Consider the following 16,303-nt stretch of genomic DNA (forward strand, 5'->3'; position numbering starts at 1 on the left):
TGAGATTCCGTAAACTTGATTCTTTTCATATTACCAATTAAAATTAATAGTTTTTTCTAATAGCCTCGCTGCGCTCGGTCTAGAATTATACTTTTAACTGGTCTGAATTTTGGGAAGTGCACAGGTATACCGTATCGTTCAGCTTGATCGATAGTATAATCAATCAAAAACGATTTAATCAGGTTAGCTGATATATCACTAATTCTATCCTGTGCGACATTATCAACAAACAGCTGAATTTCTTCAAAATGGGTAAACCCCGCGGAAGAAATTTGTGGAATATCCTTATACAGAGATAATACTTCTCTTGCTGTTTTTTCACCAATCCGTTTTCCATTTCTAGTCTTAGAATTACCCAGTCCAATTTCATTACACTCGGACGAATGGATTAGTATTTTCAGTGCCTGTTCATTCCCTTTTAAGAATTGATTGCCTAAATAATTGAAAGAATTTACCAAATTCAAGTGTAAACTGCTATCCTGCTGAGAAGGGGATTTCCACATCAAAAATGGATCTATATATAACGGTAAATCTTCATTCAAGAAGGGAATTGCAAAATCTACTTCCTGTTGCGTAAAAGATTTCCCATAAAAATCATTGATCCTCGGGCGTATTATTAAATCTGTCATAAAATTCTCTAAGTTCTGCGCTTTCAAAAATGGATTAAACATTTCTTTCGCACCCAGTATTAAAACTGGTTTCCAAATATTGCAAAAAGTTGGTTTAATCTTGCTGTGAAGAAATTAACAATTGATCGCCTTTTGAATACAGCAAACCGTAAAAATCCTTAAGACATCGGAAAAAATGTCATCAAACGGCCGTCCGCATCAATCTTTAGCGTATAGTAATTGCCATCAAAGTAGTACCCCTGATCACCGTATTTATTATAATTTCTACCGCTGGATAATGCCGCTTCGATTTCATCTTCCAGACTTTTTAAGACCAAACAAAGTAACCTTCTGATATCTTTAAAAGAATATTGGAAATGGGTGCCCTTGTAGGTGGACATATTTATGAAATGATCAACGTAATGGCGGCCATAAATATGCACAAACCGTTCTTCATCCCAGTATACCGGATGCTGGGTCTCATTTTCAGACAGGGTTTCGTCGGTAAATTTTAAAAATGCTGCGCGGGTTTGCCTGTATGCATCCGGAAAATCCAGTTTAAATTGCTCAAATCTTTTGTTACTAATACTCAAATCACCTTTCAACAGCCCCTCCCGCCTATCGGCTCTACTTTTTAAAAGTTTATTCAGTAGGTTTTTCTGATTCTGGTCAAGCAGCTGTTTCTCATATCCGTAACCATAAAATTGAATCAATACATCTTCTTTAAATTGGCTGCCCGTATCATCATAAAGAAACTCCAGTTTAATGGCTTCCGGGATATCCTTGCCCATGATCAATTCATTGGTAAAATAGCGCGTCAGCTCGTGGCTTAATACCTTAGTATTTTTTTTAAACTTCCAAGATGTCTGCTGATTTTCCATTACCGGGAGTTCGAAGCCCTCGAAGTCAAAGGGAATAGTAATGGTATTGGGTATTTCTCTTTTACCCGGCTTTCGATACACAACTTCATTGGGATCCTCGGTAAAGGTCGAAATAGAACATACCTCGCTGGCTAAAAAACCTTCAGTCTTTAACTGCCAGTTCAATTCTTGATCCTTAACTTTTGAATTGAAGAGTATGATGCCATCGTTTCTTTCATAGTTTTCTACCAATATCGACCCGGTTAAATCCTTTCTCTGCTTCCGCCCGTAAACAATCATCCCGTTTACCGATTCCCCGTACTTAGCAAAAGCATCACTATTGCGATAAAATTCTACAGAAACAAACTTATCATACTGCCCGGCATGGACAAATAAATCTTCAACTGAAAAATTAAGTTTTTCCTTCTGTCTTTTCTCAATTTCGGCAAGTACAGTTCCCTCCCATATAGATGAATTTAATAAATACTCCGCCAACTGCTTGAATTTTCCGGATTCCACATCGGTTTCTTGCTCCATTTGAGCAGAAAAATCTTCTACATTCTCTTGTGCAATCGCATGTAACAATTGAAGTCCTTTGGTATCCAAGGCTGAAAGATCCATATCTAATAAGTTTTATATAAAGTTAGGGTTTAAATAGAAGATGGCCAATCCAATAACACCCTAATGAAGACATAGCCGTTTATTAATCCAGCTTATTTTTTAGTTTTGAAACATGAATTATACTCTCCATAACATATCTCATTCCGATTTCTTTGAAACACTAGCTCAAATGACTGGTTCTGCGATGCAATTGAACGATCAGGAAGATTTAGCCACCGAAGATTTTAAAAAACAAGCTGATGAATTGATTCTGGTCACCCAAGACCACATCAGAAACCATATTTTACCCGATGCATTAGACATTCTCGATCTATTGAGTACGCATTATACCCATGAGTATGACTTTGATTATGCCTTTTATAATTTTGAAAGGGAACCTGAGATCCGTAAAGAGATACAGCGATTTGGAAAATTTCATCAAAGCCTGAAAGAGTTAATTGGATATCTCCAGGTAATTGATACCCTCATCGACAAAAACAATCATCCCAAAATTGAAAGCGTATCGGAAAAAAATAATTTTGTATTATCTAAATTGCATACCCTGTTTAGCGGCGGGTATTATTCCATTCTGCTGATCTTAAAACTCAACAACATCGAATTTCGGTCAGGGGAACCCAGGGAAATTGCAGAGGACCTACGCCGCCGGGGATACCTGGCCCTTGAAAGCCAGTATGGTGAATCTAGCTTAGCTAAGATATCGATTAAAGGGGCCAGTTATGTAGAAAGAAAGGCCAAACAAAACAAAAACAGGAAATCCGGTGCTGATCTTGATAAAAAACTGGATAGCGTGATTGAACATTTGAATAAGATTGGCTTTGGACAGGAAATCATTTTTGATGAAATCGGAGAACTAAAAGAATTACAATACACCCTATCCAAAAAAACCTGGTCACAATTGCTTAAAGGTAAACTCCTTGACCTAGCTTTGGATAAAATCATCAGTGCCGAAACGGCAACCTTCATCTACGAGTACCTGACCAGCGGAAATTTAAAACTGCTGAAATTCCCTTAAGGAATTATCTCCAAAGACTTACAGGGCACATATTACTCACTTAAGGCCGCGCACAAAAATAGGCCTATCCCATTGCAATAGCCCTAAAAGCAGAGAATAAGCCGATTACGGGTTATTTTTCATGAAATTTATCTTTTTGATCCAAATAATCCCATTTCCTATTTCGTGCCTCGAATGCCCCTTGTTCATAAACATTTACCGCCTGTATGACCTGACGAAGTGTTAAATCGGTCTCCCCTTTCCCATTTTTCAAAAAAACGGTAGTTTCTGGTAGGCCAATATCAGTTTTTAAAAGCTGAAATTTCAGGTAACCAGCTTGTGGATTTGGAAAAAGAAGCTGTAAAAGAACCCCGGCATAGGGCAAGGGAGCTATTGTTGAAGGGTACGTTGGGTGATGTGGAGTATATGGATATCAAAAAAGAGGCTGAAAATAACTTGGAGATTGGAAGCTAAGCTCAATGATGTCAGTGTAAAACTACGGGTGAAGTGGATTATGAAGGTACAATTTACAAAGTGTTTGAAAACCTGAAAAACATTGATTTGATGTATTTAAACGCTGATATTTCGGGTAAACTGCATATAATTAGTTCAATACTTTCTGAAAAGTGGACTTTTTATAAGAAGGTAAACATCGAACTATAAAAATGAACGAAGTATTTTTAGCTATTTACCAGATTAACAGACTGTTATAAAACAAAAAAAAGCAGATCAAGTGTTAAAAGAAACACTCGATCTGCTTGCGTACCCAGAAGCAGATTCGAACTGCCACGCCGTTGCCAGCGCCACCCCCTCAAGATGGTGCGTCTACCAATTTCGCCACCTGGGTTCATGTTATTAAATTATTTAATTCTTCAGATGGACGTCTACCACCCCGATAGCTATCGGGACCGCCACCTGGGTTTGTGCTGCAAATATAATTTAATTTTGGATTTTCGAAACAATGATTTACAATTCTATTTTTAGCCCATCATAAGCCAACCTAATAGATTTAGGCAGTTTTTTTTCCACATCTTCATGTTTGCCCAAATTATGGCTAATGTGGGTAAGATAAGTAGTTTCTGCTCCTACCTGCTCTGCAAAGGCAATGGCTTCGGGCAGGGTGAAGTGTGAAATGTGTGCTTCATTTTGCAAAGCATTGATCACGAGGATTTTTGTTCCCTTTATTTTGGCAAAGCTTTCTTCCGAAATGGTTTTCGCATCCGTAATGTAGGTAAAATCGCCTATGCGGTAACCGGTAATGGGCAATAAATGGTGCATCACTTCAAAAGGAATAATTGTACTTTCGCCTATTTTAAAATCTTCTCCATTTGTTACCGTATGCAGTTTAATCTGCGGAAGACCATGGTATTTCGTTTCAGCAAAAATGTAGTAAAACTCCCTTTTTAAAGAAGTTTGCACCCTCTCTGTCGCATATACATCAATCACCTTATGCAATAAATAATTAAAGGGCCTAATATCGTCTAAACCGGCAATGTGGTCTTTGTGCTCATGGGTAAACAATACCGCATCTAAATCTTTTACTTTTTCCCTTAAAAGCTGATACCTAAAATCCGGACCGCTATCTACCACAATGGTTTTATCATCAGTTTCAATTAAAATAGAGGTTCTTAAACGATTATCACGCTTATCAGTTGATTGACAAACTTCGCAGTTACAAGCGATTACGGGAACCCCTTGTGATGTACCAGTGCCTAAAAATGTGATCTTCAATTTTTAATTGTAAAAGTGAATGGACGCTTTTCGCGGCAATTTAAAGCTTTTTATTTAAAAAACAGTTGAGCTGCCGTACCAGTTAGAGATTTTGGTCATTTACCAATTAAAACAACTCTGTTTGCTGTAGCGATTGATAAAACTGCCGCTGCTTTTCGTCCAATAGGTTTTCTTCCACACTGGTTTGTTTAACGAGGCTAACCAGTGCAGCAATTTTTCCTTCGAGGTTGGAAAATTTATTCACCACAATTACCTTATTGTGTTCTAACAGGCAAGAACCCGTTTTGAAGTTTCCCTTTTCATAACGAACCTTATAACCTATGGCAAAAAGCAAGGCTTCCAGTTTCTCTAAAGTATGGTTTGTTAACGGCAATGACATGTTGAAGCAAACTTAAATAAATCTCGTCAGCATTCATAAATACGTTGGCAAAATTGTTAGGTTAACCGTAAAGTCTATGTATTAAGGTTCCCGCCTGCGCAGGAATGACGATTTTGTGAATGTTTTTTTTCAGCTCTTTCTTCCGTGTTTTCTGTGTTTCCGTGGCAAATAGAATGGCACAACTATTAAGATTCTGAATTAAATCCGATAACTATAGGAATAGAATGACGATCTGAGAAAGTGTGTTTTATAAGCTCTTTTTTCCATGTTTTTCTGTGTTTCCGTGGCAAATAGAATTGCACAACTATTACGATTCTGAATTAAATCCGATAACTATAGGAATAGAATGACGATCTGAGAAAGTGTGTTTTATAAGCTCTTTCTTCCGTGTTTTTCTGTGTTTCCGTGGCAAATAGAATGGCACAACTATTAAGATTCTGAATTAAATCCGATGACTATAGGAATAGAATGACAATCTGGGAAAGTGTTTTTTATCAGCTCTTTCTTCCGTGTTTTTCTGTGTTTCCGTGGCAAATAGAATGGCACAACTATTAAGATTCTGAATTAAATCCGATAACTATAGTAATAGAATGACGATCTGGGAAAGTGTTTTTTATCAGCTTTTGTCTTCCGTTTTTTCTTTGTTTCCGTGGCAAATAGAATCGAATAACTTCTTGGCAAATAAAAAACAAAAAGGTCCAGCTGTTTCCAACTGAACCTTTCCTATTTCATACCGCTTTTGCGGAAATCTCGATTATCTTAAATCTACCACTTCAACACCAGGATATTTTTTGGCATCGAAAGCAAATGTAGTTTCTGGTACATTTACATTTGGTGAAAAAGTTTTCACATTGTAAGTGTATTTGTTTCCGTTTTTATCAAAAAGTACCACATTGGCAATCTGTTTGGCAGCTTTATCAATGCTTAAACGCACTTTGAAAATAGATTTTTTACTATCAACAGGCGTTAAATCAATCATCTGATAGGTTTTTGCTCCTGCTTTTTCTTCGCCGGTATACACATATTTGAACCCTTTTTCGTAAACAGTAAAAATTTTAGCCGGATTAATGGCATCGCCACTGTTATCTACATTGCTTACCTGAACTTCTTTATCTTTTTTCAAATAAGTCCACTGGCTTTTACCGTCGCTAAAAAGTTCTTGATTGGTCATCGCAACTTTATACTTGTTAGAGTTGGCTTTAACATACAAAGTACCTTGCTGGGTTTCTTTAACCTTAGCCTTTGGATTATCCAAAGTAAAAGTAAAATCAGTTTTTACAATATTATACGATTTGTATTTTTTACTCACCTCAGCTAAAATTTCTTTAGCCTTTGCATCAGTTTGAGCATAAGTTGATGTTGTAAAAGCAACCACAACCATTAATGCTGAAATTAATTTCTTCATCTTTTCTATTTTAATTTTCTTTTTGAAACATTAGAGTAGATTTTTCCTTATTGGTTTAATCTAATCTTTGTCATTCATACTATTCAAGAACTGTTCCAAAGAATACTCGTCAGGATATAAAACTTCGCGGGCCTTGCTTCCTTCAAATGGACCAACAATACCTGCAGCTTCTAATTGATCGATAATTCTGCCCGCGCGGTTGTAACCCAGCTTTAATTTTCGCTGAATAAGTGATGTAGAGCCCTGCTGGTGCATTACAATCAGCCTTGCAGCCTCCTCAAAGAACTTATCGCGCTCGTTTGGATCAAAATCTGCTTTACTTCCCTCGCCAGCTTCATCAATATATTCTGGCAATTGGTAGGCATCCGAATAGCCCCGCTGGTTACCGATAAACTCCGAAATACGATCTACCTCTGGTGTATCAACGAATGCACACTGTAGCCTGATTAAGTCGCTACCTGTAGATAAAAGCATATCTCCGCGGCCAATTAACTGATCGGCGCCGCCGCTATCCAGAATGGTACGCGAATCGATTTTAGATAATACCCTAAAAGCTAACCTGGCCGGGAAGTTGGCTTTAATAGTACCGGTAATAATATTAACCGAAGGACGCTGCGTAGCCAGCACCAAGTGGATACCGATAGCCCTTGCCAATTGTGCCAAACGTGCAATCGGCGCCTCAACCTCTTTACCTGCCGTCATCATCAGATCGGCAAACTCATCCACCACCAAAACAATAAAAGGTAAAAACCGATGACCGTTGTTCGGGTTAAGTTTACGTTTGATAAATTTATCGTTATACTCTTTTAAATTCCTTACCTGAGCATCTTTCAGCAAATCGTAACGCTGATCCATTTCGATGCAAAGGGAATTTAAGGTATTTACAACCTTTTTGGTATCGGTAATAATTGCATCAGCTTCGCCAGGTAACTTGGCCAAAAAGTGTCTTTCAATCCTATTGAATAAGGTTAACTCTACCTTTTTAGGATCGACCAATACAAATTTAAGCTGTGCAGGGTGTTTTTTAAATAACAGAGAAACCAAAATAGAATTGATACCAACCGATTTACCCTGCCCAGTGGCACCTGCCACCAACAAATGCGGCATTTTGGCCAAATCGGCAATAAATACTTCGTTGCTAATGGTTTTACCCAGGGCAATGGGCAGATCCATTGTGTTTTGAACCCATTTTTCGGTGTTCAGGATACTGCGCATAGGCACCATTTCTGGATGCTGGTTAGGCACCTCTATACCAATGGTACCCTTACCTGGCATTGGCGCAATGATACGGATACCCAAGGCAGCCAACGAAAGTGCAATATCATCTTCCAGGTTTTTAATTTTTGAAATCCTTACACCGGGCGCCGGGATAATTTCGTAAAGGGTTACCGTTGGGCCGATTGTAGCCTTAATCTTATCAATTTCAATATTATAATGATTAAGCGTTTCTACAATTTTATTTTTATTGGCCTCCAGCTCTTCGGCATTTACCGAAATTTTATTGGTCCCATAATTCTCCAACAGATCAACGGTTGGATATTTATACCCTGATAAATCCAGTTTCTCATCATAATTACCGAACTGCTCTACCAGATCGTCAGACTTTTTCTCTTCTTCACTTTTTTCAATAGTGAATGAAGGCTCATTTTCTGCTTCCACCATAGGCTCTACCACTAGGGGCATGGCAGCTGCAGCTGTACTGGCCAAAGGTAAATTGGTAGCCAGCGGAGATAAAATTACGGGTGGCGTTACTTCTTCTTCCTCTTCTTTTTCTTCGAAACGGCTTGGCTGTAAGGTTACATTTTGCGGTTTACGCTCATTGCTTAACGGCGGTTTATCGCGGACCGGAAATTCTATCGGCGCTGAAGGTTCTTCAAATGCCGTGTTTTTGGCCGTTTGCGTCCTAATATCGTTTACATAATCTGGCGTTTCGTTATCCAGGTAAACTTCTTTTTCTTTACGTTCAGGGAATTTAAAATCAATGTTGTAGGCAATAATCAAAATGGTTAAGCCGGCAAATGCAATTAGGCCCGCAACCCCTGCTGCACCAATTTGTGCGCTCAGTAATTTATTGCTCCAATAGCCAAACTCACCTTCTAAATAATGCGGAGACTCCGACCAAAAACCATGTGCAAAGCCCAAGGTTAACGATATAAACAATAAAAAGAAAAAGCTATAGCCTAGTGTTTTTGAAATAGAAAGGATCCTTACCTTAAATAACAAGCGGTAGCCAATAATAAAAAAGGCCAGTACAAATAGGAAAGACGCTAATCCAAACCATTCGTAGATAAACTGGTGCGACAATAAGGCGCCAAATTTACCCAACCAGTTCTGAACAATTGGGGTGGTAACACCTGCATCTTTCAGTTCGTCGGCTGTTTTAAATAGGTTGCTCCAACCGCCGTTCGCATCTATTACATAGCTCTGGTCATCCTGCCAGGTAAATAAATAAGATGTAAAAGCAATTAAAAAATATAGTGAAAGTATCACGAAGAACAGGCCTACAATTTTAACTGCACGCCCATCGGCCAGATCAAAATTTGGCAGATATGCTCTTTTTTCTTTCGGCTGGCGGCTTGATGTTCCTTTGCCCGATGCATTTTCAGCACCTTTATCCTTGAATGTATTGGTTTTAAACTGGTTACCCCTTACCGACATTTTCTATCCTAAATAATTATTGATCAACAAATATAAAACAACTGCCATGAGTTTTCTATTCTCCATTAAATTAAATAAAAATAATAATTGCATTAAACCTTGCACAAAAAATATAGTCTATTATTTCGACAACACACAAGTTGTTACGTTTTGTCAAATGAAACGGATTTTGTTTTAGGTTTATCCCGTTTGACCTGGAGAGGTGAAACGGGATTATTTTTTAACTATCACAGCAAAATCCGTTCCCCTAACGCTAAGCTGCTATTCTAATCATTTTATTGATCGAAATGGGCCTAACACTATAATTTTGCAATCTGCCCTACACTCTATATATTTAGAAAATTAATTAATTACATATTTTTTGTTAATTTAAATCGATTTTTCAAACAATATTATGGGTATAGCGCAGCTCGAAGAACAAATTGAGGCCGGTAACTTAAACGCAGTAAAAGAAATTTTGGTACAAAATCCAAAATTGGCAAATACGGATACATCGCACCATATTTCGCCGTTATTATTGGCGTGTTACTATAAAAAACAGGAAATAGCAGAGTTAATTACCGAATTTGTTGATCAGCTTACCTTATTTGAAGCCTGTGCAGTTGGCAAATTTGATGCGGCCACACTGTTGATTTTCCAAAATCCCGATAGCATTAATCAATTTTCGGACGATGGTTTTACCCCTCTGGGCCTAGCCTGTTATTTTGGACACGAGGAATTGGCCAGATTCCTGATTTTAAAAGGTGCAGATGTAAATTTAGCCTCTAAAAATGGGTTTAATGTTTTTCCTATCCACTCTGCCGTTGCCGCAAACAACCTTAACATTACCAAAACACTGTTAGATGCAGGTGCCTATCCAAATGTTTGCCAAAAAGCAGGTCTTGCGCCCTTACATACGGCAGCACAACTGGGAAATATAGAACTGATTATTTTGCTTTTGGAGCACGGAGCCGAAGTTTCTTTGCGCATGGAAGGTGGAAAATTACCGGCCGACTTAGCTGCTGAAAAAGGCTTTACCGAAATTGCTGAGATTTTAAGGGATGATGATTAGTCAATTTTCAGTTATCAGTTACCTATAATTGAGAATTGCTAACTGCATATTGAAAACTGCAAACAGTAAATCGCGAACTGAGAACTGCCAAACGGAAACTGAACTATTCCCAAACACGCAGGCGCATCCGTTTCATATACGATCTGATATCCAAAACCACAGCCGCCAGAAAGTAAAACAATATGGGAAAACCCACAGCCAAAAAAGATGAGTAAATGAAAAACAGGCGTACTTTTGCGGTACTCATATTCAGTTTATTGGCCAAATAAGTAGATACACCGAAGCTTTGTTGTTCAAAATAAGTAATAATCCTTTGAAACATTTTAACTGAGTTTAAAATATTATTGAACTAAATTAAGGAAATTAATTAACAATCTTCTATTATCTTAAAATAGGAAGTGCTGATTATTCTAAAACCAGTTTTTCAAAATCCTGCTTGTCTTCATGTTTGATAAAAAGAATCTGTTGTTCTTCAAGGCCAGAGTATTTTTTAATTAATTCGGCTTTAAATTTATGCATATCGGCATCGTTATTCAAAATAACGGTCAAAGCATCGGCATTGCCCCTAACTTCGATTATTGTATCTGGGTAAAGTTCTTTTAGCTCGTGTGGGAATTCCATATCAGTTAAACCGTTTAGGTGGTAAAAAGTTTCAATCTGCGAATGAATCCGCTGATTGCATTAACTAATATACTGTTTAAATTAGCATATTCCACATTAAAATATCTTTACAAAACCTGCTAAGCTATTGTAGATCAGTTTGTCTGTTTTAAAATTTTAATACCAATACCGCAGCTCAGGCATTTTTTTTCATCACAATATTGTTTTTTCAGTTGTAAAATGCCCTGAGAGGCAAAAGCGTTCTTTACTTCTACACCAGCACCGGTAAATTTATCTATAACGGCGTTTTGTTCGGCAGGCAGGCTTTCGAGCAATTTTATTGCCCTGTTGATGTAAAACTGTGTGTTGGTATGTTTACCGTAAGCAAATAAAAATAAAGCTACGGTATTTAACAGCACATTATCAACAGATGCTTTTCCTATCTGGGTATTTACACTGGCAGATTCTTTTTTAAAATGGTAATGTGTTTTCCAGTAATCGTTTACAGGCAGGTTTTCGAACAAAGCGCGCAATTGGGCTACATCTTTAACATCCATAACTTTAGAAAAAAGATGATTTGCCTTAACAATTAATGCAGCAAACTGGGCCAACCGTACCGTCGGAAAATTTTGGGGCCTCATCCGCATAAATTTCCACATCGAAACCGCTATTGGCTTGATGTTATATTTTTTTTGGAGAAACTTAAATTCTTCTTTCAGTTTCCGGGGATATTCGTCCTCAAAATGATCGTTTAAAAACCCGGCCGCTCCAAAAACCAAGGCCTCAATCTGCAGCGGGTTATTTTTGTTTTTGGCATAAATGTGCTGGGATACGGCTTTGGCAAAAAGCTCAAAAGGGAGTGCGTTTACCTTAAAGCCAAAATTACGCGCCATAAACCGATAAAATGTTTCGTCCCAGTTTCCATTAAGCTCGTTTAAGGTTTCGTTAACAGCATGGCTTTTCTGCTCAAAGCGTTCTACCAAGGTTCTCGATAAAAAGGAATCGATTATCAATTGATCTACCGTTTGGATCTGGGCAACGCAGGGAAAATCGATGAGGCTTAAAAACAGGTTTTCGTATTTTTGGATCAGACTGTTGGCAATGCGGTTTTTCAGTTCCAGCACGGGAAGCACAGAACCGTCTATCCTTTTGATAACTGCATCGTGTTCGTAAACAACATGTAGCACCACGTTTTCGTAAGCAGAATCGAATTGATGGTTATGTTTTAACCAATCGGACGATTTAAGGTGGATTTCTACATTACCCGCCCAAACGGTATCGGCTATTTGAATTTTAGCGTGGCAAAAATCCGGTCCGGCGTTTTTATTGAGCAAACCCGGACTTATAATTTTCAGTTCTTCTCCATCAATAGTTTGCAGGGCAGTAAAATCAAATGATCTAAACTGCCACACATAATGAAGAAAATTTTCTGGAAAATTCATGCATCAAGGTACAGAATTTTCCAGAAAAGAAATAAAATACTACTTCAAAATACAAATAATTTAATACTATTAAGTAGTTATACAATTACAATACACGTAATAATACAAGGTTTAGGTGTAACCTCAGACCATTTACGGTTAAATAAGTGATGCACTGATCAGGATCTGTTCCATTTCCTGCTGAAGTTTTAATGCTTCTGCACGGGCCTTTTCGGCAAAATCTTCGCCTTGGCCAGCATAAATAATACCGCGCGATGAGTTGATTAACAGGCCACATTGTGCATTTAAACCATATTTACATACTTCCTGCAAATCGCCACCCTGTGCACCTACACCCGGCACCAGTAGGAAATGATCGGGAGCCAGTTTGCGCACATCTCCAAAAGCAGCACCACGGGTTGCACCCACAACATACATCATCTGTTCGTCGCTAGCCCACTGCTGTGAAGTTTTAATTACTTTTTCGAAAAGCTTATCGCCACCTATTTCCTGTAATTGAAAATCAGCATGCCCGGCGTTTGAGGTAAGGGCCAAAAGAATTACCCATTTATCTTTAAAGTTTAAAAATGGGCTTACCGAATCACTTCCCATATAAGGAGCAACTGTAACCGAGTCGAAACTCATATCAGACGATGCGGCGTTGAAAAATGTTTCGGCATACATGGCCGAGGTATTGCCAATATCGCCACGTTTGGCATCTGCAATAGAAAAAATATCTTGAGGAATGTATTTCCAGGTTTCAATTAAGGTTTCCCAGCCTATTTTGCCATAACACTCATAAAAAGCAGTATTAGGCTTATAGGCCACACACAAATCTTTGGTTGCATCAATTATTTGTTTATTGAACTCTAAGATCGGATTTTCATATTTTAACAGGTGTTTTGGAATCTTATCCAACGAAGAATCTAGTCCGACACATAAAAATGAACGTTTTTTTTGAATCTGCTCGAAAAGTTGTTGCTTGGTCATATATGGGCTTATTTGCTGCAAATATGAAGATTTTTAACTTTTTCTGAACAACAAATCCGTGTGCATTGTAAATATTTTATAAACATTTTAAACTTTTGCTTGCAGATTACGTTTCAAATACATACAATTGCAGCATAATTTCTCAACCGTTTATCTGAATATCCCAGAAAAAATTTATCAAGACTTGTTTTTTGTTACCATTTTTTAAAGGCACATTTTGCTTTTTATTCAGTTTGTAAACAATTATGAAACTATTTGGACATTTTCCATAATGCACTCATTTAAGTTTTATAGCCATAAGAATTTATACACAATGAAACTGCTGGGCTTAGACTAACACAAATAATTTTTGGCCCGTGTAGATTTATAACTGGAAACATCCGTTATAAACAAATGAAAAATTTCTTGAAACATATATATTTAGAATGTTTAGTAAAACAGAATTAAATGATAAGCTCACAACAGAATTACGTGAGCTGGCCAAAAGCTATGGCATTGAAGGTGCCGACTCCCTAAGAAAAATCGACCTTGTTGAAGTACTTTTACACCAACAAGAAATTATAAATGCCGCTAAAGCTGGTGCAGACCCTTATAGCGAAATAGAACCTATTACCCCTACCCCAGCTCCTAAAACTAAAGCCGCAAAAGCATCAAAAACTGCAGCCGCCGCCGCAGTAGTAGCAGAACCTGCAGAAACTGTTGCCGATAAGCCAGCTGCCGCAGAAAAACCTGTTAAAAAAAGAGCAAGATTAAGCAAAGATGAACCGGCAGCACCGGTACAAAGAAGAAGAGATTCGGTAACGTTATTTGATGAGCCGCAACATCAGCAGCCCGAAAGACAGCCCGACCGGATTATGGAAGCAGAAGAAAGTGTAAAACCGATTTCAGCGTTAATTGAAGAAAGTGCAGAAGTACTTCCGGTTGCTCCTAAACAAAAACAAGAGCCAAAAGAAAAACAGGAAAAACCGCAGCGCGATGATAACCGCCAGCCAAAACAACCCGGCGGTGGCAACCACCACAAAAACGAAAACAGCTACTCTAACCTCGATTTCGATAATGTAATCACAAATGAAGGCGTACTGGAAATTATGCCCGATGGTTATGGCTTCTTACGCTCTGCAGATTACAACTACCTTACCTCTCCTGATGATATTTACGTATCACAATCTCAAATCAAACTTTTTGGCTTAAAAACCGGCGATACCGTAAAAGGCAGTATCCGTCCGCCAAAAGAAGGTGAAAAATATTTCCCATTGGTTCGCGTAGAAACCATTAACGGCAGAATTCCTGCTGATGTGCGCGACCGTGTTCCTTTCGATTATTTAACGCCCCTTTTCCCTACTGAAAGATTAAATTTGTTTACGGATACGAATAACTATTCTACCCGTATAATGGATTTGTTTACACCGATTGGTAAGGGACAGCGTGGTTTAATTGTAGCACAGCCTAAAACCGGTAAAACCAATTTACTGAAAGAGGTGGCCAATGCAATTGCTAAAAACCACCCTGAAGTTTATTTAATTATCCTTTTAATTGACGAACGTCCGGAAGAGGTTACCGATATGGCACGTAGTGTTAGGGCCGAGGTAATTGCCTCTACTTTTGACGAACCTGCTGAACGCCACGTTAAAATTGCCAACATCGTTTTAGAGAAATCTAAACGTTTGGTAGAAAGCGGGCACGATGTGGTAATCCTTTTAGATTCGATTACCCGTTTAGCCAGGGCATATAATACTACTGCACCGGCATCGGGTAAGATATTATCGGGTGGTGTGGATGCAAACGCTTTACACAAACCGAAACGTTTCTTCGGTGCTGCGCGTAACATCGAAAACGGTGGTTCGTTAACCATTTTGGCCACAGCATTAACCGATACTGGTTCGAAAATGGATGAGGTAATTTTCGAAGAATTTAAAGGTACCGGTAACATGGAGCTTCAGTTGGATCGTAAATTATCGAACAAACGTATTTTCCCTGCTATCGATATCACGGCATCAAGTACGCGCCGCGACGATTTATTGCACGACAGAGATACGTTACAGCGTGTTTGGATTTTACGTAACCACTTGGCCGATATGAACAGTCAGGAAGCAATGGAGTTTGTTCAATCTCAAATCAAAGGAACAAAAAGCAACGAAGAGTTCTTAATTTCGATGAACAGCTAAATTAAGCTGAAAGGTAAAAGGCGTAAGGCTTAAGGTTTATTAATTTGATTCCTTAAGCCTTACAATTTTAAAGGTTTTAAACTTACATTTGCTCCCAAAACCTTACACCTTAAACCAGATACCTTAAACCTTATGAAAAGGCATATCCCTAACGCGATTACCTGTGCAAACCTTTTTTCTGGTTGTATCGGAATCGTTTTTGCATTTAAGGGCGATTTGCAGACCGCAGCCTACTTCGTTGTTCTTTCTGGAATTTTCGATTTCTTTGATGGCATGGTTGCCCGTTTGTTAAATGTTAAATCGGCAATTGGTAAGGACCTCGATTCTTTGGCCGACATGGTAAGCTTTGGTTTTTTACCAGGGGTAATTATGTTCAACCTTTTAAAGCTGAGCTATTATCCATCAGATTACCTGCCCTATGTAGGTTTTCTGATTACTGTTTTCTCTGCGTTGCGCTTGGCCAAGTTTAATAATGATGAAAGGCAAACGGAAGATTTTATTGGTTTAAACACGCCAATGAACACACTGTTTATCTGTTCGCTGCCCTTTATAGCGGTTGATTATCCACAGGTTGTTTACTCCAGCATCCTGTTAATAGCCATTACCCTAATTACAAGTTTGTTGCTGGTAAGCGAGATCAGGATTTTCTCTTTAAAATTCAGCGATTTTAGCTGGGCGAAAAATAAAATCAAGTTTATATTTCTGATTTTATCGGCCATGTTGATTGCGGTGCTCAAATTTGCTGCCATACCTTTTGTACTGGTAATTTATATTGCTTCATCGGTACTACATTTCAGAAGCATACCACCCAGTAACAACTAAA

15 protein-coding genes and 1 tRNA gene are annotated in these 16,303 nt (G+C 38.3%); 5 read left to right on the forward strand and 11 right to left on the reverse strand.

The annotated features are described in order from the left end of the window. Positions 1–56: 56 nt before the first annotated feature. Together ACS5PU_RS18435 and ACS5PU_RS18440 are read right to left on the reverse strand one after the other, a co-directional pair. Positions 57–629 carry a hypothetical protein gene (locus ACS5PU_RS18435; RefSeq protein WP_439460636.1) on the reverse strand — a complete coding sequence of 191 codons (573 nt, stop codon included), beginning with the start codon at positions 627–629 and terminating at the stop codon, positions 57–59. Between the two features lie 158 nt (positions 630–787). Next, on the reverse strand, positions 788–2,089 hold the full coding sequence (locus tag ACS5PU_RS18440) for a hypothetical protein (RefSeq protein WP_439460637.1): 1,302 nt from the start codon (positions 2,087–2,089) through the stop codon (positions 788–790). 112 nt (positions 2,090–2,201) lie between these two features. Here ACS5PU_RS18440 and ACS5PU_RS18445 point away from each other — a divergent pair, with 112 nt between their 5' ends. Further along, on the forward strand, positions 2,202–3,101 hold the full coding sequence (locus ACS5PU_RS18445) for a hypothetical protein (RefSeq protein ID WP_439460638.1): 900 nt from the start codon (positions 2,202–2,204) through the stop codon (positions 3,099–3,101). A gap of 324 nt (positions 3,102–3,425) precedes the next feature. Then, positions 3,426–3,554: a hypothetical protein gene (locus ACS5PU_RS18450; protein WP_439460639.1), complete on the forward strand. Its 129-nt coding sequence runs from the start codon at positions 3,426–3,428 to the stop codon at positions 3,552–3,554. A gap of 289 nt (positions 3,555–3,843) precedes the next feature. On the opposite strand, the gene ACS5PU_RS18455 is transcribed toward ACS5PU_RS18450, so the two are convergent. The 5 genes from ACS5PU_RS18455 to ACS5PU_RS18475 all read right to left on the reverse strand — a co-directional run bounded on the left by ACS5PU_RS18455 (position 3,844) and on the right by ACS5PU_RS18475 (position 9,253). After that, positions 3,844–3,927: transfer RNA gene (locus tag ACS5PU_RS18455), tRNA-Leu, on the reverse strand. A gap of 119 nt (positions 3,928–4,046) precedes the next feature. Then, positions 4,047–4,811 carry an MBL fold metallo-hydrolase gene (locus ACS5PU_RS18460; protein ID WP_439460640.1) on the reverse strand — a complete coding sequence of 255 codons (765 nt, stop codon included), beginning with the start codon at positions 4,809–4,811 and terminating at the stop codon, positions 4,047–4,049. A 106-nt stretch (positions 4,812–4,917) separates the two neighbouring features. Next, positions 4,918–5,190 (reverse strand): hypothetical protein, encoded by a 273-nt coding sequence (locus ACS5PU_RS18465; RefSeq protein WP_439460641.1) that lies wholly within the window; start codon positions 5,188–5,190, stop codon positions 4,918–4,920. Between the two features lie 754 nt (positions 5,191–5,944). Continuing rightward, the gene (locus ACS5PU_RS18470) at positions 5,945–6,595 is read right to left on the reverse strand and encodes a LolA family protein (RefSeq protein ID WP_439460642.1); all 651 of its coding nucleotides are present in this window, start codon (positions 6,593–6,595) and stop codon (positions 5,945–5,947) included. Positions 6,596–6,655: 60 nt separating this feature from the next. Further along, positions 6,656–9,253, reverse strand: coding sequence for a DNA translocase FtsK 4TM domain-containing protein (locus ACS5PU_RS18475; RefSeq protein ID WP_439460643.1), 2,598 nt, complete (start codon positions 9,251–9,253; stop codon positions 6,656–6,658). Positions 9,254–9,647: 394 nt separating this feature from the next. Between ACS5PU_RS18475 and ACS5PU_RS18480 the strand changes: the two genes are divergently transcribed. After that, positions 9,648–10,304, forward strand: coding sequence for an ankyrin repeat domain-containing protein (locus ACS5PU_RS18480; protein ID WP_439460644.1), 657 nt, complete (start codon positions 9,648–9,650; stop codon positions 10,302–10,304). Between the two features lie 103 nt (positions 10,305–10,407). Here the strand turns inward: ACS5PU_RS18480 and ACS5PU_RS18485 are convergent, their stop codons facing one another. The 4 genes from ACS5PU_RS18485 to pyrF form a co-directional block, all read right to left on the reverse strand. After that, positions 10,408–10,626 carry a PspC domain-containing protein gene (locus ACS5PU_RS18485; RefSeq protein ID WP_439460645.1) on the reverse strand — a complete coding sequence of 73 codons (219 nt, stop codon included), beginning with the start codon at positions 10,624–10,626 and terminating at the stop codon, positions 10,408–10,410. Positions 10,627–10,709: 83 nt separating this feature from the next. Next, positions 10,710–10,925 (reverse strand): hypothetical protein, encoded by a 216-nt coding sequence (locus ACS5PU_RS18490; RefSeq protein ID WP_439460646.1) that lies wholly within the window; start codon positions 10,923–10,925, stop codon positions 10,710–10,712. Positions 10,926–11,059: 134 nt separating this feature from the next. Then, on the reverse strand, positions 11,060–12,346 hold the full coding sequence (locus ACS5PU_RS18495; RefSeq protein WP_439460647.1) for a DUF2851 family protein: 1,287 nt from the start codon (positions 12,344–12,346) through the stop codon (positions 11,060–11,062). Positions 12,347–12,484: 138 nt separating this feature from the next. After that, positions 12,485–13,315 (reverse strand): orotidine-5'-phosphate decarboxylase, encoded by an 831-nt coding sequence (gene pyrF / locus ACS5PU_RS18500; protein WP_439460648.1) that lies wholly within the window; start codon positions 13,313–13,315, stop codon positions 12,485–12,487. A gap of 425 nt (positions 13,316–13,740) precedes the next feature. Between pyrF and rho the strand changes: the two genes are divergently transcribed. Both rho and pssA read left to right on the forward strand, forming a co-directional pair. Then, positions 13,741–15,480 (forward strand): transcription termination factor Rho, encoded by a 1,740-nt coding sequence (gene rho, locus ACS5PU_RS18505; protein WP_439460649.1) that lies wholly within the window; start codon positions 13,741–13,743, stop codon positions 15,478–15,480. Between the two features lie 132 nt (positions 15,481–15,612). After that, the gene (gene pssA, locus ACS5PU_RS18510) at positions 15,613–16,302 is read left to right on the forward strand and encodes a CDP-diacylglycerol--serine O-phosphatidyltransferase (protein ID WP_439460650.1); all 690 of its coding nucleotides are present in this window, start codon (positions 15,613–15,615) and stop codon (positions 16,300–16,302) included. Position 16,303 lies beyond the last annotated feature (1 nt).

It is taken from the genome of Pedobacter sp. GSP4, assembly GCF_051857575.1.
Lineage (GTDB): Bacteria > Bacteroidota > Bacteroidia > Sphingobacteriales > Sphingobacteriaceae > Pedobacter.

What these genes read in the sequence shown, in the direction of transcription:
- ACS5PU_RS18495 (WP_439460647.1), bottom strand. Translation starts at nt 12,346, where the DNA reads ATGAATTTTCCAGAAAATTTTCTTCATTATGTGTGGCAGTTTAGATCA.
- pyrF (WP_439460648.1), bottom strand. Translation starts at nt 13,315, where the DNA reads ATGACCAAGCAACAACTTTTCGAGCAGATTCAAAAAAAACGTTCATTT.
- ACS5PU_RS18490 (WP_439460646.1), bottom strand. Translation starts at nt 10,925, where the DNA reads ATGGAATTCCCACACGAGCTAAAAGAACTTTACCCAGATACAATAATC.
- pssA (WP_439460650.1), top strand. Translation starts at nt 15,613, where the DNA reads ATGAAAAGGCATATCCCTAACGCGATTACCTGTGCAAACCTTTTTTCT.
- rho (WP_439460649.1), top strand. Translation starts at nt 13,741, where the DNA reads ATGTTTAGTAAAACAGAATTAAATGATAAGCTCACAACAGAATTACGT.
- ACS5PU_RS18470 (WP_439460642.1), bottom strand. Translation starts at nt 6,595, where the DNA reads ATGAAGAAATTAATTTCAGCATTAATGGTTGTGGTTGCTTTTACAACA.
- ACS5PU_RS18485 (WP_439460645.1), bottom strand. Translation starts at nt 10,626, where the DNA reads ATGTTTCAAAGGATTATTACTTATTTTGAACAACAAAGCTTCGGTGTA.
- ACS5PU_RS18465 (WP_439460641.1), bottom strand. Translation starts at nt 5,190, where the DNA reads ATGTCATTGCCGTTAACAAACCATACTTTAGAGAAACTGGAAGCCTTG.
- ACS5PU_RS18445 (WP_439460638.1), top strand. Translation starts at nt 2,202, where the DNA reads ATGAATTATACTCTCCATAACATATCTCATTCCGATTTCTTTGAAACA.
- ACS5PU_RS18480 (WP_439460644.1), top strand. Translation starts at nt 9,648, where the DNA reads ATGGGTATAGCGCAGCTCGAAGAACAAATTGAGGCCGGTAACTTAAAC.
- ACS5PU_RS18440 (WP_439460637.1), bottom strand. Translation starts at nt 2,089, where the DNA reads ATGGATCTTTCAGCCTTGGATACCAAAGGACTTCAATTGTTACATGCG.
- ACS5PU_RS18475 (WP_439460643.1), bottom strand. Translation starts at nt 9,253, where the DNA reads ATGTCGGTAAGGGGTAACCAGTTTAAAACCAATACATTCAAGGATAAA.
- ACS5PU_RS18435 (WP_439460636.1), bottom strand. Translation starts at nt 629, where the DNA reads ATGACAGATTTAATAATACGCCCGAGGATCAATGATTTTTATGGGAAA.